The sequence below is a fragment of the Halalkalibacter lacteus genome, from assembly GCF_036663595.1.
GTDB lineage: Bacteria > Bacillota > Bacilli > Bacillales > Bacillaceae_D > Halalkalibacter > Halalkalibacter lacteus.
In genome coordinates this window covers 136,615-157,094 of record NZ_JAWRVL010000006.1, presented here as the reverse complement: position 1 = coordinate 157,094, position 20,480 = coordinate 136,615, and the positions used below count along the sequence as shown (strand labels likewise).

Below are 20,480 nucleotides of genomic sequence, written 5' to 3'. Positions count from 1 at the left end.
AGTGACCTATTTTAAAAGAGAGAAATTATTCCTCTCTTTTATTTCGGTCATTTCTTACTTTAATAGGTCTTTTTATTAATTATTTATTTCATCATAGATCAGCGAAATAGAATCAACCGGATCTTGTGAAATCTTATAAGAATGATAAATTCTTTCTATTACATCATGTACATCTTCCCGATTACTATGAATTGTTACAAGCGATTCACCTTTTTCAACTCTTTCGCCAATTTTCTTATTAAGAACAAGTCCAACCGCCAAATCAATTTTAGAATCTTTCGTAGCCCTACCTGCCCCAAGAATCATTGCAGCAGTCCCCACTTTATCTGAGACAATTTCAGAAACAAAGCCAGTTTCTTTAGCATTGACCTCGAAGGTATACAATGCAGAAGGTAACTTATCTGGAGTATCAACAATTGAAGCGTCTCCACCTTGTGCTGATATAAAGGTTTTAAATGTCTCAAGAGCTTGCCCATTTGCAATTACATCTTCTAGCATCTTCCTCGCTTCTTCTGGCGTATCAGCTTTTTTAGCAAGGTATACCATTTGAGTGCCTAACACTAAGCATAATTCAAGGAGATCCTTAGGTCCTTTTCCTTTTAACGTATCAATAGCTTCTCTAACTTCAAGCGAATTACCAATCGCACGTCCTAACGGTTGACTCATGTCCGATATGACAGCTGTTGTTTGACGTCCAACCTCATTTCCGATTTCAACCATCGCTTTTGCTAAAGCTTTTGCTCCTTCTAAGTCTTTCATAAATGCACCACTACCGGTTTTTACATCAAGAACGATCGCATCAGCACCTGAAGCTATCTTTTTACTCATGATCGAACTAGCGATAAGAGGAATGGACTCGACAGTTGCTGTCACATCTCTTAGCCCATATAACTTTTTATCTGCTGGTGTCAGATTACCACTTTGTCCGACAACAGCTACTTTATTCCTGTTTACGAGTTTGTTAAACTGTTCATTATCAATTTCTACATTGAATCCGGGAATCGCTTCAAGCTTATCTATCGTTCCTCCCGTATGCCCTAATCCACGTCCCGACATTTTCGCAACCGGTACTCCTACCGCAGCAACTAGCGGGGCTAATACAAGGGTGGTTGTATCCCCTACTCCTCCTGTACTATGCTTATCAACTTTCACACCATCGATGGCCGATAAATCGATCTGATCTCCTGATTCAACCATTGCCATTGTTAAAAAAGCTCTCTCAGAATGTGTCATCCCTTTGAAGAATACTGCCATTCCAAATGCTGAAATTTGATAATCAGGGATATCACCATTTGTATACCCTTCAATCATAAATTGAATTTCTTCGTTCGTAAGCTCTCGACCATCACGTTTTTTTTCAATTAAGTCAACCATTCTCATATTGATCACCCTTTATTCTAGTATACTTGTCGTTATAGTAGGGTTATCAACGTCAAACCTACTTAAAACCGTCAGTAACCCCACTTTACAAATGATTAAAATAACATACCAGCAATTGCTGCACTTAATAATGAAGCTAGTGCACCAGCTAAAACTGCTCGAAGACCTAATCGTGCAATATCATTTCGACGTTCTGGGGCAAGTCCACCAAGTCCACCAAGTAAAATCGCCAAGGAGGAAATATTTGCAAATCCACAAAGTGCAAAACTTATTACAGCAACTGTCTTATCTGTTAGTTCTGGAATTTCCGGTGCAAATGCTGCGTATGCTACAAACTCGTTTAATACAAGCTTTTGACCGATAAAGCTCCCTGCTGCCATCGCTTCTGCCCAAGGCACACCGATAGCAAATGCAATTGGAGCAAAAAGTACACCAAGGATTGCTTCTAGAGATAAGCCTTCAAAGCCAAACCAACCACCAATACCGCCTAACATACCATTTATTAATGCTATTAATGCAATAAATGCAAGTAGCATCGCCCCTACATTAAGCGCTAGTTGTAGACCAACACCAGCTCCTCGTGCTGCTGCATCTATAACGTTCGTAGATTCTGTATCTTTTCCGATTTCAATTTCATCAGTCGTTTTTGATTGTTCTGTTTCAGGTATAATCATTTTGGCCATAACTAACCCTGCTGGAGCTGCCATGAAACTTGCAGCAAGTAAGTACTCTAATGGAACACCTAATAAAGAGTAACCTATCAACACTGATCCTGCTACAGAGGCAAGTCCACCAGTCATTACCGCAAACAACTCAGAGTTTGTCATTTTTTTAAGGTAAGGACGTACAACAAGCGGCGCTTCTGTTTGCCCTACAAAAATATTTGCAGCAGCTGACATTGATTCCGCCTTACTTGTCCCTAATATTTTTGAAAGTGCTCCTCCAATGAATTTAATAACCCATTGCATAACACCAATGTAATATAGTACGGCAATTAATGAAGAAAAGAAGATAATAATTGTCAATACTTGAAAGGCAAAAACAAAGCCTACAGCTTCACCTTCCCACAACCCACCGAATAAAAAGTTAACACCTTCATTTGCATATCCAATGATGTCTGTCACCCGCATCGTTAACCAGTGGAGAGCCGCTCGTCCCATCTCCCATTTTAGAACGATAAATGCGAACATTATTTGGATAGCTAACCCACCTAAAATTGTTTGTAACTTGATTGCTTTTCTATTTGTAGAAAAAAGGTAAGCAATTGAAAAAACGATGATAATACCAAAAACACCCCATAAAAAGTTCATGTCCTCAACCCTCTCTAAATTAATTAAAAATTTTCACAAAATCAAATCGAAAACGCTTTCTTTTTTACGTTTTTTTTAGCGCTTTCAAAATGTAAAATAAAATCTATTTCTAAAACCAAGGTAAATCTTCTCACAACAGACTTGTATGATGTCCAACCTTTTAATAGGATACAATCTTACAAGACTGTTTGTAAAGCCATTTTCCCAATTTCCAAAATGTGCTTTTTCTTAACCGTCTATCCTTCTTCTTATAAGGTTAGATGTCCAACAACCTTATAGTTTTTTATTATAAATGGTTTAACTACATCCGTAAACAATTTCTTTAAAAGAAAATATTAACTTATTTGTTAAAGAGATTAATAGCTATAGTCCACCCTCTCCAAGCCAAAAGAGTTTTCAAAACAAAATAAGCCTGGGAGAGAAACTTTACTAATCTCCCAGGCTTCCATTAAGATGCAGACTTGTTCTTGAATGTTGAAGAGTCATCCTTATCTTCCTGCTTCATTTTATCATATTTATGAGGAGCTATCGCAATTTTGATTAAGGATCCAAATACTAACATTTGTAGAATAAGGCTGGTACTCCTCCTAGGTTGTTGAGCATTTTGACACCATCTATGTTTGCAAAACTAATCATAGTCCAAGAGATGACACTGACAGTAACTCCCCAAATGACCTTAACCATGATTCCCGGTTCAGGACTTTCTGGAGAAATCCCGCTTGAACTGATTCCACTCATCGCTGCAATATTGGAATCACAAGCTGTTACAAAGGTGATAAAGACAATGAAAATAAAGAACGGAATGATAATTTTAGACCATGGTAATCCGGCAAATACGGCATAGAGGACTGCTTCCGGTCCAACATTTGCTATAACATCAGAGAGACCCGCTTCTGCCAGTTGCATAGAAATAGCTGTTCCGCCAAAAACACTCATCCAAATTGCTCCGAAAACAGCAGGTAATACAAAGTTAAGCAGAATAATTGTCTTCACTTTATATCCATAGGCAATTCTCCCTAAGAATAAAGAGATGATCAGAGCCCAAGCGAACCAACTAGCCCAGTAAAATTTTTGCCGGGTTTGGAATCTTCTTTTCAGGACCTGGGCAAACGTATTCAAACTTCGTTTATATTGATCAATATATTGAACATTTTGGTCGGTCACGCTCCGAGATTTCTGGAATTTATTCGATTGCAACCTTTTGTGCAGGTATTTTGATAATGTTCGTTGGTCGATTAGTTGATAAAATTGGTAAAAAGAAAATGATGGCCATTGACTTCTTTTTAATCCGTTTATTTGGTCAAGGAAGTATGACTCTAGTCCCAAATACATTAGTACCGTAATGGTTCATCGCAAATACGTGGATGATTAATCGATGGGATTGGCAAACATCTTGGCAAATTTGGGAATTTTTAATCTTGTTCCTTTTTGTTCTCTTGTGCTTGTAGGGGTTCGTAATAAGCCAGAAGATATGGGGTTACTTCCTGATGGAGCTGTGGACGAAAAATTTCCAAAAAGCGAAAAAAAATCTAAAAAAACAAGCCGATCAATGAGGAGAATTGGACTCTTCGTCAGGCTACAAAGACACTTTCATTCTGGACTGTGATATGCGTAGCCATTCCTTCACTTTTGAATAGGGGTATTACGTTTCATTTAATATCGATCATGGGAGAAAATCAATTATCTCCTCAAATTGCAGCGACCGTTCTTAGCTTAATGGGCATCGTTGGCTTTCCGATCTCCTTCGTGTCTGGTTTTATCTTAGAAAAAATAAAAACAAACATTTTGCTTGTCGTTATTTTCATTATCGAGATTACTCTTTTTCATCAAATGCTATTGCTGATTTATCAGGACTAATGGTTCATATGATGTACTAGGTGAACGAATCACTGCTCCACCGTGTGTACGTTTTATTAGTTTTTCAGAAGAGAGATATTCTAAATCTCTACGAATGGTCGCTTCTGAAACCTCTATTTTTAATGCTAGCTCTTTTATTTGGGCACTTTCATTCTGCTCTATGAATTGCATTATTCTCTTACGCCGATCTGCAGGGAGTATGGAGATTTTATTTTCATATTTTTCGCCAGCCATATTTTTCCCACCTTTGATTGGCATTTTTTACACAGTATTGTTAATACAGAAACTTAAAGATTCTGATTACTTTTGCTCTCATTTGGCATTTATTTTCTTTGTAATAAGGTTATATTTGCAAATCATTTGAACATTCCTGAAACTTTCTGCAAATTTTTCATTAAAGAAAATTGAAATGAACACCTTTTTACGAATAAATCAAAGAAAGTATGGGACATAGTTATCCCATACTTTCTTTGATTTCATTATAAAAATCGTTTCTATTTAATCGTGGTACGAAGAAATCAAGGAGTCTAGAAAGAAAAAGTAAAAATAGACATTCCTTAAAAAACGTCTATTTTCATCAATCATAAAATTATTATGTTAAACAGAATATCGATTTAGTCCATAATAAGTTAAGCCTTTTTGCAAACAAAACTGCTTTACTTCATCAAGGGTAGGAGTTCCTTCTTGCGCTCAAATACTGCTTTCCGATTATGCATATTGTCGTGCCAATACGTTTCCGTCATATTCACTTGATATGCATCTGTATGGAGAGACAAACTGTCGTCTTCATAAACATTCCTCATTTCAATACCCCCAATACGCAGATTCATTACTATCAGTATTTCCCTAATTTGTTATATCTACTAAACAGTTCTTCACTCACCAATCTTTTAAACCTGTTATAACTGTAATAAAATAAACAAAAAGCGTAAAGTCCGAAAACAAGGAGAAGACGATGAAAAAGGGAAAAACCAATGCTATGCGTATTTTGGATAAAGAAAAGCGTAAGTACGAAATGCTGTCCTACAAAGCAGATGACGGGAAAATTGACGGAGTATCGGTTGCTAACAAAATCGGAAAAGATGTGGCGAGCGTTTATAAGACGTTAGTTTCTCAAGGATCGAGTAAGGCTTATTATGTGTTTGTAATCCCAGTAAAAGCAGAACTTGACTTAAAGAAGGCTGCAAAAGCGGCCGGAGAGAAGAAAATGGAAATGATTCCAGTTAAAGATATTACAAAGATAACCGGTTATGTACGAGGTGGCTGTTCGCCAATTGGAATGAAAAAATCCTTTTCAACTTTTCTTGATCAAAGCGCTTCACTACTAGATACGATTATTGTAAGCGGAGGCATGATAGGGATGCAGATGGAACTGAAGGTAGAGGATTTAGTTGGTGTTACGAATGCTTGCTATGGTGATGTAAGGAAGTAGTGCCTATTATTGTCACCCTGTAACTGACATTTAGTTAATCTCTCGGCTATCATTCTAAAATTTGTATCTATCCTAATTTAATTGAAGCGTTTCATTTTAAAAATCCACAAAAAAGATGATACTGTTAACAGTGATGGACAGCTAACAATAAATTGAGGGGGATTATAATGGACAACGAAAAAAACAGAGATTTACGAATTCGCAGCATTGATATTAGTGAAGGAGAAAATCGTTCGCCTAACAGAGCGATGCTTCGCGCCGTGGGATTTAATGATGATGATTTTAAAAAGCCGATGATTGGCATTGCGAGTACGTGGAGTGAAGTAACTCCTTGTAATGTACATATTGATCAGCTTGCACGTAAAGCGAAAGAAGGTGCCAAAGACGGGGACGGGGCACCGTTAATTTTTAATACGATCACCGTTTCTGATGGCATCTCTATGGGGCATGAGGGAATGCGCTACTCTTTACCTAGTAGGGAAGTCATTGCTGATTCAATTGAAACGGTGGTAGGAGCGGAACGTCTTGATGGTGTCGTAGCGATTGGCGGTTGTGACAAAAACATGCCGGGCTGTATGATGGCGATAGGTCGTTTAAACCTCCCATCTGTTTTTGTTTACGGCGGTACAATTGCACCTGGAAAATCAAAAGAAGGCAAAGATATCGACATCGTTTCAGTTTTTGAAGCAGTCGGACAATATAGTGCTGGTACGGTCGACAAAGAAGTTTTAAAAGATATCGAATGCCACGCATGCCCTGGAGCCGGTTCTTGCGGTGGAATGTACACAGCAAATACGATGGCTTCTGCAATCGAAGCGATGGGAATGAGCCTACCTGGGAGTGCGTCCAACCCTGCCGAAACATCTGAGAAGTTAACTGATTGCTATGATGCAGGTCAAGCAGTCGTTGAGCTTCTTCGCAAAGGGATTTATCCAAAAGATATTATGACAAAAAAGGCATTTGAAAACGCCATTACCATTGTCATGGCACTCGGCGGCTCAACAAATGCCTTCCTTCACCTTTTAGCCATTGCTCATTCTGTCGATGTTGACTTAACTCTAGATGATTTTGATCGTATCCGGAAAAAGGTTCCGCACCTTGCTGATTTGAAGCCTAGTGGCCGTTATGTGATGCATGACCTTCACTCAGTAGGAGGTGTTTCAGCCGTGATGAAGGTACTTCTTGAAGCTGGTCTACTTCACGGAGACTGTTTAACCGTGACTGGGAAAACACTTGCGGAGAATCTCGCGAAACAAGCGCCATTAAAAGAAGGACAAGTGATTATTCGACCATTTGACAACCCAATTCGTGAATCAGGCCCACTTTTTGTTTTAAAAGGAAACTTAGCACCTGAGGGCGGCATTGCCAAAATGTCCGGGTTAAAAATAAAGAAAATCACTGGGCCGGCTAAAGTATTTGACTCAGAGCCAGAAGCAACAAAAGCTGTTTTGGATAATGAAATCAAGGCTGGAGATGTCGTTGTTATTCGCTATAGTGGACCAAAAGGTGGACCAGGTATGTCTGAAATGCTTTCAATTACAGGGATTATCGTTGGCAAAGGTTTAGGAGAAGCGGTTGGCTTAATTACCGATGGACGATTTTCTGGGGGAACACATGGGTTAGTCGTTGGACATGTATCACCAGAAGCCCAAGTAGGCGGACCTATTGCTCTTATTAAAACAGGAGATATGATTACAATTGATAGTGAAACGCAGGAACTGTCTGTTAATGTAACCGATGAGGAAATGGCCAAACGTTTATCCAAATGGGTCCAACCACCGCTTCGTTATTCAAGAGGGGTCCTTAATAAATATGCACGACTCGTATCTTCCGCATCAAAAGGAGCCGTTACGGATTAACATGATCTTAACGAGTTCACGATAAGTAAGCTATAACGTGCACCTTTGTTAAGAACATTTTGATAGGGCTTAAGCTACTATAAGAGATGATCTCTGTATTTGAACAGAGTTCATCTTTTTTAAGTTCCATTGATCGCCTAGGAACGTAATTCAAAGTGGTACCAGGTACTATCCTTCTATTCCACCATTGCGGCGAATAAACATAAAGCCAAAGGAGGATTACCCATGTTATATGTTATAAACTAAAGGGGATTTTCAAATGTATGATTTCATTCAAATTACTGAAAGCGCACAAACGGGCTATATGCCTCGAGTCGGTTTTAATGAAATATTAATGATCTAATAGAGCAAGTAATATCTAAAAGTGGTTATTTACATCTTTATTGTCATTGGTTTATTCAATGAAGACCGCATTTTTTCCATATAAATCTGAATTGAGTTGGAGGGTTGAAAATGCAGACTTTTTACACGGTTCGTCCCGGAGATACGCTGCATCAAATTTCCAGACGCTGGAATCTACCAGTTGAGTCCCTTATCGCCGCAAATAATATGGTGCCACCTTACACGATTTATGTCGATCAACAGCTTTCCGTTCCTCCTGGTGTTGATGTTATTCGTATAAGACCTGGAGATACGGTTTTTAAGATTGCTCAGGTCTTCGGTGTTCCTCAAGCTACCATTATTGAAGCAAACCAGCTACAGCCTCCTTATATCATACAAGTCGGTCAACTGTTAAGAGTTCCTCCCGGCAACCCCTACTATGTAGTTCAACCTGGAGACACACTATTTCAAATCTCAAGACGATTTAACGTAGTAACCGCAGGACACAGCAACCCCGAGTTGATTAGGCAGGTTAACCAGCTTCCATCTAGTGATCTTATTCCTGGGATGAAGTTGCTCATTCCTTATGCTCCTGTCGGGGACCGAGGATTGATTGCTTATACATCCAACCGTGGAGGAGGTTATGATCTCTGGTTATATAACCCAAACAATGGTGTAAATACACAGATTACAAGCAATTTAGGAGAATCTTTTTCGGTTCCTTATTGGTCACCGGACAGTAAAAGAATCGCCTTTGTAGGGAAAAATAACATTCTCTACGTCGGTGAACTTGCTGAAGGGACAATTGCCCGTATTGATCAGTTTATAGAGGGATTAGGCATCTATGTAAGCTGGTCGCCAGATAGTCAAAAACTCGCTTATACGAAACAAGATGACATGATCTTGTACAATGTCATCACCCATCAAGCGCAGCGAATCAACCAGCCTGGTGCAACTGATGTCCAATGGTTTCCAAATGGGACAGAACTGCTTTTCCAAGCTCCTGATGCATCAGGGATCAGTCAGCTATTCCGTATTCGAACCGATGGAACAAGTAAACAGCAAATTACTAAAAATACTGGCGGAGCTCTTAATTATGTTCGCCTTTCTCCCGATGGCTCGTATGTACTATATACCACTCCTGGTGTTAGCATTTCAATCATTTATACGTTAGACCTGTCGACTGGAAATGTATTCGAAGTAAGAGGCGGACCTCTTGCGAAAAATTACTTTCCAGTCTGGTCCCCAAATTCATCTGCAATCGCTTATAGTGCTACTGCTTTTGAAAACGTCGGTTATTTTTCACTGATCAGAACAACAGGAAGACAAGGTGAGAACGACCGAACAATAGCCATTTCAAGTTGCTTTGCCACTCCTGTTACTTGGTCTCCTGATGGCAGGAAAATTGCTTATCTATCAGGCTGTGACAACGAGGAAACGGCAAGCGAGATGTGGGTAATTGACATATTACGTCCTGTTCCGGTCAGGTTAATAGAAGGAGTGTTTATTACATCATTGCAATGGTCCCCTATGCCAATTTCCCCTTTGAAAAAGACCTATATCAACACCATCTATAAAGTTCAATTTCAATATCCTTCACATTGGCAAAAAGTAACTTACGAAAGATATGAAGGCCCAGATGGCTTCTTCCAAATTTCTGCGATTTTTTCAGATGAAACCATTGACAGTGTGTGCCGCAATGAAGCATTCCATCAACTATTGCCATACGGTTCTAGACCTAGCATCATGAAAACTCAAATTCAATCACAGGAAGCATGCTTGATATTCCCGTCAGAGGATCAACCTCCAGAAATGAGAGGTCAAGCCGCTCTGATTGTTCGGCATCCAAGACCAATTCAAATCGAGGGTACAACTTACAATTACTTTATCTTGTGGGCAGACCAGAAACATATAAATGAAATAAGCTCGACACTAGCTTTTCTGTTGTAACCATTTACAGACTAAATCTAAAATAGTTGCGTAACTGAGGGTGAACATCACTAAAAGACGGTACTATTTTATGGTACTGTCTTTATGCTAATTTCTGTCAACTTCAATAACAAAAATAAGTATCCGTGATCCGCTTTACCTATGCTGCGATCGTTAAACAAAATTAAAGTCGTCATACGTATTCCCACGAGTACTCACTATATCAATAGTCCACGATGTCAATCGAATGGTTTTCTACTACAAATTCCCTATTTTTTTATTTTGATATATAATCTACCAGAAAAAATTGTCTTTTAAATTAAAAATCTAGAGGTGGAGAAGGATTATGATAGTGCAAGAGAGAACTTGTTTATTATCATGTTATTCTAAATATTCACACAATAATTTCAGGGGGGGGGATATGATAATTAAAGTGATGTTTTTTCTAAAACCAAAGAGAAAGTGGCATGACTACAATTATTTTGAACGTAAAATGTGGGAACAACTCTTTAAGGAAAAAACATTAGAATTACAAAGACGATTTGGACATTCTGTTAACTGTTATAAATTAGCGAAACGTTATGCGGATCACAAAATGAGATGATTAGGATAAGAAAAGAGCGATTTACTATTTCAACTGTAATTTCGGCTTCGTAGGTAATGAATTTCACCCTCAATCTTACTAAATGTCTTTTAACTCTATACCTCCCACCGTCAGAAGGTAATTATATCTACTAATCTCACATTATACCTACTAAACCTAATTTTCATCGTCTATCTAAAATGATTTTAAGAAAACGAATTAAAAAAGTCCCTGTCCCCAATGATTTGCATTTATTGTCTGAGTAACAAGAAACCACACCCTCGATGAGGGGTGGTTTCACTTTTTTAGGTTCGACTTCCCTTAAACAACCATATCCGTGTAAGTTAGACCAAATGTTAAGGGGGGCTGAGTCAGCCTCTGCTCTTAGTTATGCTTATTATTTAAGAGTAACCATTGCATCATATATTTTTTTAAGTCCTAGGTTGTTATGTTCAAGCAAGAAAGAAGCTCGCGTCGAAATTCGAGCACCCGGACGACTTACATATGGAAGCACTTGATAGTCAGCCTGCCAATTATTTGGAGTTACGGTACAGCGTACGTATCCTCGTTGGTTATTAAAGAATTTAATATGAGGATTTTCAGCGAGAATTTGGTCTGTATTATTATTAACGTCAGATCCGTCACCTCCAGAAGAAATTGATGTTCCGACAAATTCTGCTCCGAGAGTCTTCGAGTCTGGATTATTGAAGTCTGCTTTAATCTCGTTTGCCCAGTTCGTGTGTACATCGCCTGTAAGTACGACAAAATTGGATATTTGTTGTTCTTGAAGAACATTTAATATGCGTTTACGAGCTGCCGGATAGCCGTCCCAGGCGTCCATGCTGAAACGTTTCCCTTCTGGGTCAAAATCGTTGTCTCGTTGGGCAAAGAATACTTGCTGTGCTAGTACGTTCCATTTTGCACTTGAGTTTTTTAGACCTTCAAACAGCCAGCTTTCTTGCTCGTCTCCAAGAATTGTGCGGTTTGGGTCCAGAGATTCCTCGTTCGGTGCTTTCCATCCATCATCATTCGCTTGATTATCTCGATATTGACGTGTGTCTAACACGTGAAAGTCTACTAGATTGCCGTACTGGAATCGTCTGAATAGCTGCATACTTGATCCATTAGGAAGTGAGGACCGTCTAAGTGGCATATGTTCATAATAAGCTTGCAAGGCAGCAGCACGGCGTTTAATAAAGGGTTCAATAGATTGTCCTTTTTCAGGAATGTCACCTGCCCAGTTGTTTTCTATTTCATGGTCGTCAAAAGCAACAATCCAAGGGAAAGCGGCGTGTGCATCTCTTAGATCTACATCGCTACGATATTGAGCGTAACGATTTCGATAGTCATCTAGGGTAATAATTTCATCTCCTTTGTGGAAACGAACATTTCCTCCACTCGCTTTGTATTCATTTTCTCCATATTCATAAATGTAATCGCCAAGGTGAAAGACTAAATCCAACTCTTCTTCTGTCATTCGGCGAAAAGCTGTGTAGTAGCCGTGTTCATATTGCTGGCATGAAGCAAAGGCAAACGTTAGTTTCGATACTTCAGCACCAATTGGAGGCAATGTCTTCGTGCGTCCTAAAGGGCTAATTTCAGTCCCTACTTTAAATCGATAATAATAATGCTGATTTGGTTTTAGACCGCTTACTTCTACGTGAACTGAGTGGCCGAGATCAGCTCTTGCAAAATCAACTCCGTTTTGAACCACATTCCCAAATTCTTTATCTAAGGCAACTTCCCATCTTACTGGAACATCATGGTTTTTCATTCCACCGCCATTCATGGGATCAGGTGCTAACCTAGTCCATATGACCACTTCGTTCGGCAATGGATCACCTGATGCCACTCCTAGAGTAAAGGGATATTCTTTAAAGGTCGGAGCTGCTTGTACTTTTGCTGGATTAATGTTAACAGAAGCCGCAATGGTGGCACCTAAGGACATCATTGCTAACTTCCCTATAGCGTTTAGGAAACCTCGACGATTCATTTTGCCGGATTCATAACGCTCAATGATTTGTTCTAACTCCTTTGATCCTTGTTCTTCTCTCATGTTTCTCCTCTCCTTCTCCACATCTATTTTAGGTAAGGACTATTTCGTTCGGTTTTGATTGCCATGTCTTTTAGCTCCTTACTGTTACACTGTAAACAATCAATGTAAATGTACAATTAAACTAATGTATATTATTGTAAAAAGTCATAATTAAATAGCACTAGTACCTAAAATTAGCAGCAGAAAACTAAGGCTAATGTGTTAGGTATATCATCACATCACAAAAAAGGTTCCTTATCCCCAGTACTTTAAAGCACTGGGGATAAGGAACCTTGCCTGTCTCCTACTGTCATACCATCTTATTTAAACCAGCCTTTCTCCTTAAACCTCGTGATGGCCTCAATACGATTACTCACATCTAACTTTTCAAGTATGATTGAAATATAATTTCGAACTGTACCATTTGTTAGAGAAAGCTCATTCGCAATCTCATTTGTGCTTTTCCCGTGAGCAATCAGTTCAATCACTTGCTTTTCACGTTCAGTAAGTGGATTTTCATTGTCGTATGCTAGGTCAACTAATTCAGGAGCGTAAATACGTCGACCATCCATTATGGTGCGGATTGAATTCGCTAATTCCTCACTTGGACTGTCTTTTAATAAATATCCGCTCACCTCTGCTTTTCGTGCCCGTTCAAAGTATCCCGCACGTGCAAAAGTTGTTAAGATAATAACTTTACAAGGATGATCGATCAATTCTTCTGCTGCATCAAGTCCACTTTTTTGAGGCATTTCAATGTCCATGATACAAATATCTGGCTGGTGCTGCTTTACTAAAGCCAATGCTTCTTCCCCGTTCCTTGCTTTACCGACAACTTCCATATCCGCTTCCAAATCAAGTAAAGAACCAAGAGCTCCAAGCAACATTCGCTGATCCTCGGCAATTACAATTCGAATCACGTCAATCCCTCCCGTTTCGTTTGTTGAATGGCATTCGGTACCCGAAAATCAAGAATTGTTCCATTTGATTTTGTAATCTCCAAACTTCCATTTACAAATTCCAACCGTTCTCTCATCCCCCTAAGGCCATTGCCTTTTGAAGAATCAATTTTATCTGAGATACCGATCCCATCATCTTGTACAATGATTTGTAATTCGTCGGGCGCCTCCTGAATGAATACTTTACAATAAGTTGCTTGACTATGCTTAACAACATTGGTTACAGCCTCTTTCAAACACATGCTCACGACATTTTCAACTAATAACGGGGTGCTCTTGAGCTTGGCATTTCCTTCTATCCTGAATTCCATCTGTGCTGCCTTCAAGATTTGCTGAATATGAATGATTTCATCTTCTATCTTTGCTCCACGCATGTCAGACACCATCTCACGGACTTCTTTTAATGCTGTTCTTGCTGTTTGGTTTATATCAATGATTTCAACTTTCGCTGAATCAATATTTACATCCATTAACTTCCTTGCTAAATCACTTTTCAATCCAATAAGCGACAGTTTTTGGCCAAGCGTGTCATGTAGATCGCGTGCAATACGCTGACGTTCTTCAATAACCATCAGTTGTGAAATTTTTTTATTTGCATCCTCTAGTTGACCTTCAAGTTTTTCACGCTTGTTTCGATTATACGTATTAAATGGCAGCAAAATGACACCAATTACAGTTATAACAATAAAAGGGAACTGAGAAAAGAATAATTCGCTTTGTGTAAAAAAGCTTAAGCTCACCGCAATAATTGTAGTTAGAAGATGAACGACATACAACGTGAAAAACCCAACTTTACTTTGTATGTTTCCAATGAAAAACCCTAAGAAAAGAGCAAAATAAACGTATCCGTAAAACAACGTCATACCAATACTTATCGCAATTTCAACACCTACCCATAAATAGACAAGCCAACCTTTTGAAATAAATGATAGTCGATATGAAACAAAAAATACGAAAATCATGATAATACCGAAAATAATTTCGAAAGTGGAGGATGATCTAAAGATAAAATAGAAAGGCAATAGACAAAAAATAATCCATACGTAGATACTAAGCCCCGTATTCTTCGGGAAAATGTTATACCAACTTTGCATAATAACCTCCTCTCTCTTTTCATTTCTTATGAATCAAGTATGGTACAACGACTTTCATACCCTGTTAGTTTCTTAAGCAACGAAAAACCTTCAATGTTAAGTTGAACGGTTTTTCGCATAACTATTTATTTACCTTGAAGTCTTGTCTGTCTATTCTCGAGTTGTACACCAAACTTTGATTGGGGAAGATAATGCTTACCCTTTTTAAAGCTTACAAACGTTTTACTTTTCTCATCATATAGGCGGAAACGAATTGATTTTAAGCTAGAGCTGATCGTAATAGTTGTTGCTTTTTGTAAAGGAGGTGTTGATTCATGTGCTTTTTCCAAGTTATAGTTCGGCACTCTCGGGCTTAAGTGATGAACATGATGATACCCAATATTGCCGGTAACCCATTGCAATATTTTCGGAAGTTTGTAATACGAGCTTCCATCTACAGCAGCTTTTACATAATCCCACTCTTTTTCATCTTCAAAGTATGAATCTTCAAATTGATGCTGCACATAAAATAACCAGATGCCAAGTGATCCCGATACGAGAAGGATTGGTGCTTGAATGATTAGAAAAGCCTGCCAGCCAATTGTCCAGATCAATAATGAATAAACAGCAACAATCGAAACATTAATAACATACATATTCAATCTTTCTTTCTTTTTTGCGTCTTTACGGTTCAAACGATTCAAGATCAAAAATAAGTAGATCGGGCCTAATCCAAACATAACGAGTGGATTGCGATATAGACGGTATGACAGTCTCTCTTTAAATGAAGCTGCCGCATATTCATCTACAGTCATAATCCATACATCACCGGTCCCACGCTTATCTAAATTACTGCTTGTTGCATGGTGAATCGAATGCTCACGTTTCCATTTTTCATATGGAAACATCGTAATGATTCCCGTAATGGTACCAAGTATATTATTTAACTTTTTATTTTTAAAGAATGACCCATGACAGCAATCATGGAAAATAATAAAGATCCGAACGACAAACCCTGCTGCTACAACCGCTAATGCAAGGGTTAACCAGATGGAGACCGACAAGCTCTGATACGCAAGAAACCATAATAAGAAAAAAGGTGGAATTGTATTCATTATTTGTTTTAGACTGGATTTAGTATCCGATTTTTCGAACGGTGCAATGCTTGTTTTTAGTTGAGTTAATTGTTGTTTACTCATGTTTTCCCCCTTGAAAGGACCTATTTAATCAATTTATTTAGCGAACTAATTAACTCTATTATAAGAAAAATTCATGAGCTAAAGAAGTCATGAACGTCAAGTAACAGATATGACAAGTGTCATATCTGTTTACTTTTTTTAAATGTAAAAGGTTCCTGCCCCTCAGTGCTTGAAAGCGAAGCAACTTGGGAGGGCAGGAACTAATAATAATTGTCTATTTTGTCACTAAATACACTCTAGCTTCATAAGGCTTTAACATAAACCGGCTTATATCATTATTTGCTTTCACATTATAATTATTAATTAAAAGTTGTATGTTCTTGAAGACGAGACCCTCTGGCATCGTAAACTCAGCTTCATTCTCATAGAAGTTCGTAATAACAACAAGCTGTTTTTCCTCATATGTTCTTGTATATGCAAAAATAGCTGGGTCGTCTTCTTTAAGCAAATCATAGGATCCATAAACAATGATTTCGTGCTGTTTACGAAGTTCGATAAGTTTTTTGTAATAATAGAAGATTGAACCTGGATCCTCTAACGCATTCGCGACATTAATGTCGTTATAATTTTCATTCACTTGAAGCCAAGGTGTCCCTGTTGTAAAACCCGCATGTTCCGTATGATCCCACTGCATAGGTGTTCTTGCATTATCACGACTTTTCTCATAAATGGAAGCCATGACTTCTTTTGGATCATAGCCCTGCTCGTCAACTCTTTCTTTATACATATTCAATGTTTCAATGTCATTGTAGTCGTCGATTGAATCAAATCGGACATTCGTCATACCAATTTCTTCACCTTGATAAATGTAAGGCGTACCTTTCATCATATGTAAAAGGGTAGCAAGCATTTTCGCAGACTCCACTCGATATTCGTTGTCGTTTCCAAAACGAGACACGGTGCGTGGCTGGTCATGATTGCTCCAATACAAACTATTCCAACCGCAATTCTCTAATTGTTTTTGCCATTTACTTAGGTTCTCTTTTAAATCACCTAATTGCAATGGTTTCAAATCCCATTTTGACTTTCCTGGATATTTGTCTAAGCCCATGTGCTCAAACTGAAACACCATATTTAACTCTTTGCGCTCGTCTGCTGTATATAATTTAGCCTGATCTGGTGAAACTTTCGGACATTCTCCAACCGTCATAATGTCGTATTTCGATAATACGTTTCGGTTCATCTCCTGTAAATACTCATGAACACCCTCACCATTAAATTGAAAATCACCGTTTTGGGGTTTACCATTCACAAAATCTTCGTAGGAAGCAAGAACTTCTCTTTTTGAGATCATGTTAATTACATCCATGCGAAAGCCATCAATGCCTTTATCGAGCCAAAAACGAATCATATCGTAGACATCTTCACGCATCTTTTCGCTTTCCCAGTTTAAATCAGGTTGTTTTTTTGAAAACATGTGAAGAAAATATTCACCGCTTGCTTCATCATACTCCCAAGCTGAACCACCAAATGATGCGATCCAATCAGTTGGGGGCTCTCCATTTATTCCTGGTCGCCAAATATAATAATCTCGATAAGGATTGTCCTTTGATTTACGAGATTCAACAAACCACTCATGTTCATCAGAACTATGATTAATGACTAAATCCATGACTAATTTTATGCCGCGCTTATGCATTTCTGCTAGTAGGTTTTCCCAATCATCCATTGTTCCAAATTCATCCATAATACCTCGATAGTTACTAATGTCATAGCCATTATCGTCATTAGGTGATTCATATACGGGAGAAAGCCAGACAACATCAATTCCTAGATTTTCTAAATAATCTAATTTGGAGATAATCCCAGAAATATCGCCAATCCCGTCCCCATTGCTATCCATATAACTACGCGGGTAAATTTGATAGACAACACTTTCTTTCCACCACCGCTTTTGCATTTTTACAACTCCTTGATGTATAGCTTTACATTCAGCTTTATTTTATTCACTATCTAAAAATTGATCTCACTCTGAAGTTGGACTGCTTACACTCTCTCTTAAATAAATCGTATAAGGAATCAATCTCTCCTCGAAAAAAGGTTCAGTCGACTCAACTTGTTGTAATATCAGTTCTGCTCCTTTTTTCCCTAAATCTGTGTATGAATAGCGCACGCCAGATAATTTCAATCGTGAAGCTTTTGCTAAAACTGTATCATCTAAACCGAGAACAGAAACCTTTTCTGGAACAACAATATCATGATCTTGCAAACAGTTAATCGCCCCGATTGCCATCCCATCATTAACCGCAATCACAGCCGTAATATCCCTATTGAAAGAGAGGATTTCTTGCATTTGACAATACCCATTTTCAATGGTGAAATCTCCATTTCTATTCAAGTCATTATCCACTTTTAATTGATTCTCTTTCAGTGCATCCATAAACCCTTGTTGTCTTTCGTTTGCATTGACAGAAGTTACCGGTCCACCGATGAAGGCAATTTTTTTATGACCTAATGAAATAAGCTTGTTCGTTGCTTCCTTTGCAAATGTATAGTTATCAAAGGCCACATAAGAAATTTGCTCTTGATCGGTTCGTTGTAGAAGAACTACTACAGGAATTGGTAGTTTTTTAATTAAATCACGATGCTCTTCTTTAAATTCTCGAGTAGCAAACAAAATCCCCTCTACACGTTTAGAACGAAAGATTTCAAAGTGCTTCATTTCACTTTCAATGTTTCCATTTGTACAGGCAATCAAAAGATTGTACTGATTTTCCTCAAGGACTTCGTTTACACCATTGATCGTTCGAGGAATCCCTTCCCCCGTCATATTATGGACAATAAGACCGATTAGGTGCGTTTTCTTTTCAGCAAGCTCTCTTGCAAGGACATTTGGATAATAGCCTGTTTCTTCAATCACTGCCTCGATTTTTTTACGAGTACTTTCCTTAACCGTCCCAGAATTATTAAACACTCTTGAAACCGTTGCAATCGAAACACCCGCTTTTCTGGCAACCTCTTTTATATTAATATCTTTTTTCATACTTTAACCTCCTCAGGGATATTACAAGGTAAGGATAAAAATATGAAAAGCAAATGTATGAGCTTATGTTAATAATCCCATTTGATCGCTTTCATCTTCACTTCTCCACCATCGGCAAAAACTTGAATCCCCTTGCTTTCAAGTTTAGGAAAAATCCTTCCTGTAAACACTTCTTCCCCATCATTCACAAATAACTCAATCGATGAAGAATCAACAAATAATTGAAACTTTATCTTATTGCTAGAAAACTCACATTGACGAACCGTTCCATATTCCTCTGCGAATGACTCTCCTGAAAGACTTCTGTCAAAGACAATTTTATTATGTTTTGCATCATATTTCACGGTAGTTTTTTCTTGTTCGCCTACTCGTACCTCTATTCCAAATTCAGAAGCATCATGATTGACAAATTCACAACATAATTCATATGTTACCCCATTAAAACCGTCGAAGCTTTTTCTTTCATTTGTCAGGTGAGTTTCAATCTCTACCTCTTTATTGCGTAATTTCGTTAATTCTTCTACAGGTCGTTGAATGAGTTTTCCATCTTCAAGAATTAGTTCTCTAGGTAATGTTAGACAATGAGCCCAACCATGCCGATCTGTCGGATACTCAATTTCAGGTAGCCCCATCCAACCAACTACAATGCGTCTGTTATTATGATCGACCATTGTTTGTGGTGCATAAAAATCAAAACCTCGATCTAACTCTTTAAATTCAGTATGCTGAAACTCGCAGGTTGTAAAATCTAATCGATCCCCAATTAGATAGCCAGATTGATAAATATTTTGATAATGATCCCCTTCAGGTTGCAGCCCTTGAGGTGAAAATAATAGGATTCCTTGTTCGTTTAGTTCAAAGTAATCGGGACACTCCCACATAAAACCGAACTCTTGTAATTCGGTTCCCACCTCGCCAAGAAACTCCCAATCCTTCAAGTTTACAGATTCATATAAAACTACACAGCCTGTTGCATTAGAGCGTTGTGCACCTATTATCGCGTAAAAGCGTTTATCATTTTCCCAAATTTTAGGATCGCGAAAATGGTCGGTGTAACCTTCTGGAACGCCATGAATAACCGGATTTTCAAACTTTTCAATTGTCCCATTCTCATCCATTACGGCCATACATTGATACGGGTGTCTGACCCAGTTTTCGTCTCTGGAATTACCTGTATAAAATAAGTATAGCTTACCATCGTATTCTAATGCACTCCCAGAAAACGCTCCATGACTTTCAAAAAACTTAGCTGGTTCAATTCCAATTCCGACATTTTCCCAATGAACTAAATCCACTGACTTCGTATGATACCAATACTTTAAACCATGGACAGGACCTAGCGGGAACCACTGATAAAACAAATGATACTCCCCATTATAATAAGAAAATCCATTTGGGTCATTTAATAGCCCTGTTTCAGGTTGTATATGATACGTTTGGCGCCAAGGACATGAGCCTACACGCTCTCTTAATTCTTGCATTTCTTTAGAACTTACTTCTTCAAGGCGACGGTACCTTTTCTCTCTCGTCCACTCCATTGTCAAAACCTCACTTTTAACA

General features: G+C 38.3%; 18 protein-coding genes. 6 read left to right on the top strand and 12 right to left on the bottom strand.

The genetic code is table 11. The features are described from left to right. Positions 1–75: 75 nt before the first annotated feature. From SAZ04_RS06585 to SAZ04_RS06575, 3 genes are all read right to left on the bottom strand, one after another. Complete coding sequence (locus tag SAZ04_RS06585; protein WP_332692858.1) at positions 76–1,380, bottom strand: pyrimidine-nucleoside phosphorylase; 1,305 nt, start codon at positions 1,378–1,380, stop codon at positions 76–78. Between the two features lie 95 nt (positions 1,381–1,475). Further along, on the bottom strand, positions 1,476–2,690 hold the full coding sequence (locus tag SAZ04_RS06580) for a NupC/NupG family nucleoside CNT transporter (RefSeq protein WP_332692856.1): 1,215 nt from the start codon (positions 2,688–2,690) through the stop codon (positions 1,476–1,478). Between the two features lie 555 nt (positions 2,691–3,245). Next, positions 3,246–3,854 carry a BCCT family transporter gene (locus SAZ04_RS06575; RefSeq protein ID WP_332692854.1) on the bottom strand — a complete coding sequence of 203 codons (609 nt, stop codon included), beginning with the start codon at positions 3,852–3,854 and terminating at the stop codon, positions 3,246–3,248. Between SAZ04_RS06575 and SAZ04_RS06570 the strand changes: the two genes are divergently transcribed. Together SAZ04_RS06570 and SAZ04_RS06565 are read left to right on the top strand one after the other, a co-directional pair. Next, positions 3,758–4,033 (top strand): MFS transporter, encoded by a 276-nt coding sequence (locus tag SAZ04_RS06570; RefSeq protein WP_332692966.1) that lies wholly within the window; start codon positions 3,758–3,760, stop codon positions 4,031–4,033. The genes SAZ04_RS06575 and SAZ04_RS06570 overlap by 97 nt on opposite strands. A 32-nt stretch (positions 4,034–4,065) precedes the next feature. Continuing rightward, positions 4,066–4,296, top strand: a complete 231-nt coding sequence (locus tag SAZ04_RS06565; protein WP_332692851.1) for a hypothetical protein — start codon at positions 4,066–4,068, stop codon at positions 4,294–4,296. Between the two features lie 227 nt (positions 4,297–4,523). On the opposite strand, the gene SAZ04_RS06560 is transcribed toward SAZ04_RS06565, so the two are convergent. After that, positions 4,524–4,781: a DeoR family transcriptional regulator gene (locus tag SAZ04_RS06560; RefSeq protein ID WP_332692848.1), complete on the bottom strand. Its 258-nt coding sequence runs from the start codon at positions 4,779–4,781 to the stop codon at positions 4,524–4,526. Positions 4,782–5,203: 422 nt separating this feature from the next. Continuing rightward, the gene (locus SAZ04_RS06555) at positions 5,204–5,350 is read right to left on the bottom strand and encodes a hypothetical protein (RefSeq protein ID WP_332692972.1); all 147 of its coding nucleotides are present in this window, start codon (positions 5,348–5,350) and stop codon (positions 5,204–5,206) included. 152 nt (positions 5,351–5,502) lie between these two features. On the opposite strand from SAZ04_RS06555, the gene ybaK reads away from it, so the two are divergent. The 4 genes from ybaK to SAZ04_RS06535 all read left to right on the top strand — a co-directional run bounded on the left by ybaK (position 5,503) and on the right by SAZ04_RS06535 (position 10,692). Then, positions 5,503–5,979, top strand: coding sequence for a Cys-tRNA(Pro) deacylase (gene ybaK / locus SAZ04_RS06550; protein WP_332692845.1), 477 nt, complete (start codon positions 5,503–5,505; stop codon positions 5,977–5,979). 167 nt (positions 5,980–6,146) lie between these two features. Then, positions 6,147–7,838 carry a dihydroxy-acid dehydratase gene (gene ilvD / locus SAZ04_RS06545; protein ID WP_332692842.1) on the top strand — a complete coding sequence of 564 codons (1,692 nt, stop codon included), beginning with the start codon at positions 6,147–6,149 and terminating at the stop codon, positions 7,836–7,838. 453 nt (positions 7,839–8,291) lie between these two features. Next, positions 8,292–10,109, top strand: a complete 1,818-nt coding sequence (locus tag SAZ04_RS06540; RefSeq protein ID WP_332692839.1) for a LysM peptidoglycan-binding domain-containing protein — start codon at positions 8,292–8,294, stop codon at positions 10,107–10,109. Positions 10,110–10,509: 400 nt separating this feature from the next. After that, the gene (locus tag SAZ04_RS06535; RefSeq protein ID WP_332692836.1) at positions 10,510–10,692 is read left to right on the top strand and encodes a hypothetical protein; all 183 of its coding nucleotides are present in this window, start codon (positions 10,510–10,512) and stop codon (positions 10,690–10,692) included. A 376-nt stretch (positions 10,693–11,068) separates the two neighbouring features. On the opposite strand, the gene SAZ04_RS06530 is transcribed toward SAZ04_RS06535, so the two are convergent. From SAZ04_RS06530 to SAZ04_RS06500, 7 genes are all read right to left on the bottom strand, one after another. Continuing rightward, positions 11,069–12,727: an alkaline phosphatase D family protein gene (locus SAZ04_RS06530; protein ID WP_332692833.1), complete on the bottom strand. Its 1,659-nt coding sequence runs from the start codon at positions 12,725–12,727 to the stop codon at positions 11,069–11,071. A gap of 299 nt (positions 12,728–13,026) precedes the next feature. Beyond that, positions 13,027–13,626 carry a response regulator transcription factor gene (locus tag SAZ04_RS06525; RefSeq protein WP_332692830.1) on the bottom strand — a complete coding sequence of 200 codons (600 nt, stop codon included), beginning with the start codon at positions 13,624–13,626 and terminating at the stop codon, positions 13,027–13,029. Next, positions 13,623–14,759, bottom strand: a complete 1,137-nt coding sequence (locus tag SAZ04_RS06520) for a sensor histidine kinase (RefSeq protein WP_332692827.1) — start codon at positions 14,757–14,759, stop codon at positions 13,623–13,625. Before SAZ04_RS06520 ends, SAZ04_RS06525 begins: the two co-directional genes overlap by 4 nt. A 125-nt stretch (positions 14,760–14,884) precedes the next feature. Next, positions 14,885–15,937 carry a Delta(5) desaturase DesA gene (desA, locus tag SAZ04_RS06515; RefSeq protein WP_332692824.1) on the bottom strand — a complete coding sequence of 351 codons (1,053 nt, stop codon included), beginning with the start codon at positions 15,935–15,937 and terminating at the stop codon, positions 14,885–14,887. Positions 15,938–16,151: 214 nt separating this feature from the next. Continuing rightward, entirely contained in the window at positions 16,152–17,837 is a 1,686-nt protein-coding gene (locus tag SAZ04_RS06510) for a glycoside hydrolase family 13 protein (RefSeq protein ID WP_332692821.1), read from the bottom strand. A 66-nt stretch (positions 17,838–17,903) separates the two neighbouring features. Further along, a complete protein-coding gene (locus SAZ04_RS06505) occupies positions 17,904–18,920 on the bottom strand; it encodes a LacI family DNA-binding transcriptional regulator (RefSeq protein WP_332692818.1) in 1,017 nt (338 codons plus the stop codon). A gap of 68 nt (positions 18,921–18,988) precedes the next feature. Beyond that, positions 18,989–20,458: a glycoside hydrolase family 32 protein gene (locus SAZ04_RS06500; RefSeq protein ID WP_332692815.1), complete on the bottom strand. Its 1,470-nt coding sequence runs from the start codon at positions 20,456–20,458 to the stop codon at positions 18,989–18,991. Between the last annotated feature and the right edge of the window lie 22 nt (positions 20,459–20,480).

Bases quoted from the DNA above. Each gene is read 5' to 3' on its own strand.
- SAZ04_RS06540 (WP_332692839.1), top strand. From the start codon at position 8,292: ATGCAGACTTTTTACACGGTTCGTCCCGGAGATACGCTGCATCAAATT.
- ybaK (WP_332692845.1), top strand. From the start codon at position 5,503: ATGAAAAAGGGAAAAACCAATGCTATGCGTATTTTGGATAAAGAAAAG.
- SAZ04_RS06555 (WP_332692972.1), bottom strand. From the start codon at position 5,350: ATGAGGAATGTTTATGAAGACGACAGTTTGTCTCTCCATACAGATGCA.
- SAZ04_RS06535 (WP_332692836.1), top strand. From the start codon at position 10,510: ATGATAATTAAAGTGATGTTTTTTCTAAAACCAAAGAGAAAGTGGCAT.
- SAZ04_RS06520 (WP_332692827.1), bottom strand. From the start codon at position 14,759: ATGCAAAGTTGGTATAACATTTTCCCGAAGAATACGGGGCTTAGTATC.
- SAZ04_RS06530 (WP_332692833.1), bottom strand. From the start codon at position 12,727: ATGAGAGAAGAACAAGGATCAAAGGAGTTAGAACAAATCATTGAGCGT.
- SAZ04_RS06500 (WP_332692815.1), bottom strand. From the start codon at position 20,458: ATGGAGTGGACGAGAGAGAAAAGGTACCGTCGCCTTGAAGAAGTAAGT.
- SAZ04_RS06565 (WP_332692851.1), top strand. From the start codon at position 4,066: ATGGGATTGGCAAACATCTTGGCAAATTTGGGAATTTTTAATCTTGTT.
- desA (WP_332692824.1), bottom strand. From the start codon at position 15,937: ATGAGTAAACAACAATTAACTCAACTAAAAACAAGCATTGCACCGTTC.
- SAZ04_RS06580 (WP_332692856.1), bottom strand. From the start codon at position 2,690: ATGAACTTTTTATGGGGTGTTTTTGGTATTATCATCGTTTTTTCAATT.
- SAZ04_RS06585 (WP_332692858.1), bottom strand. From the start codon at position 1,380: ATGAGAATGGTTGACTTAATTGAAAAAAAACGTGATGGTCGAGAGCTT.
- SAZ04_RS06510 (WP_332692821.1), bottom strand. From the start codon at position 17,837: ATGCAAAAGCGGTGGTGGAAAGAAAGTGTTGTCTATCAAATTTACCCG.
- SAZ04_RS06505 (WP_332692818.1), bottom strand. From the start codon at position 18,920: ATGAAAAAAGATATTAATATAAAAGAGGTTGCCAGAAAAGCGGGTGTT.
- SAZ04_RS06560 (WP_332692848.1), bottom strand. From the start codon at position 4,781: ATGGCTGGCGAAAAATATGAAAATAAAATCTCCATACTCCCTGCAGAT.
- ilvD (WP_332692842.1), top strand. From the start codon at position 6,147: ATGGACAACGAAAAAAACAGAGATTTACGAATTCGCAGCATTGATATT.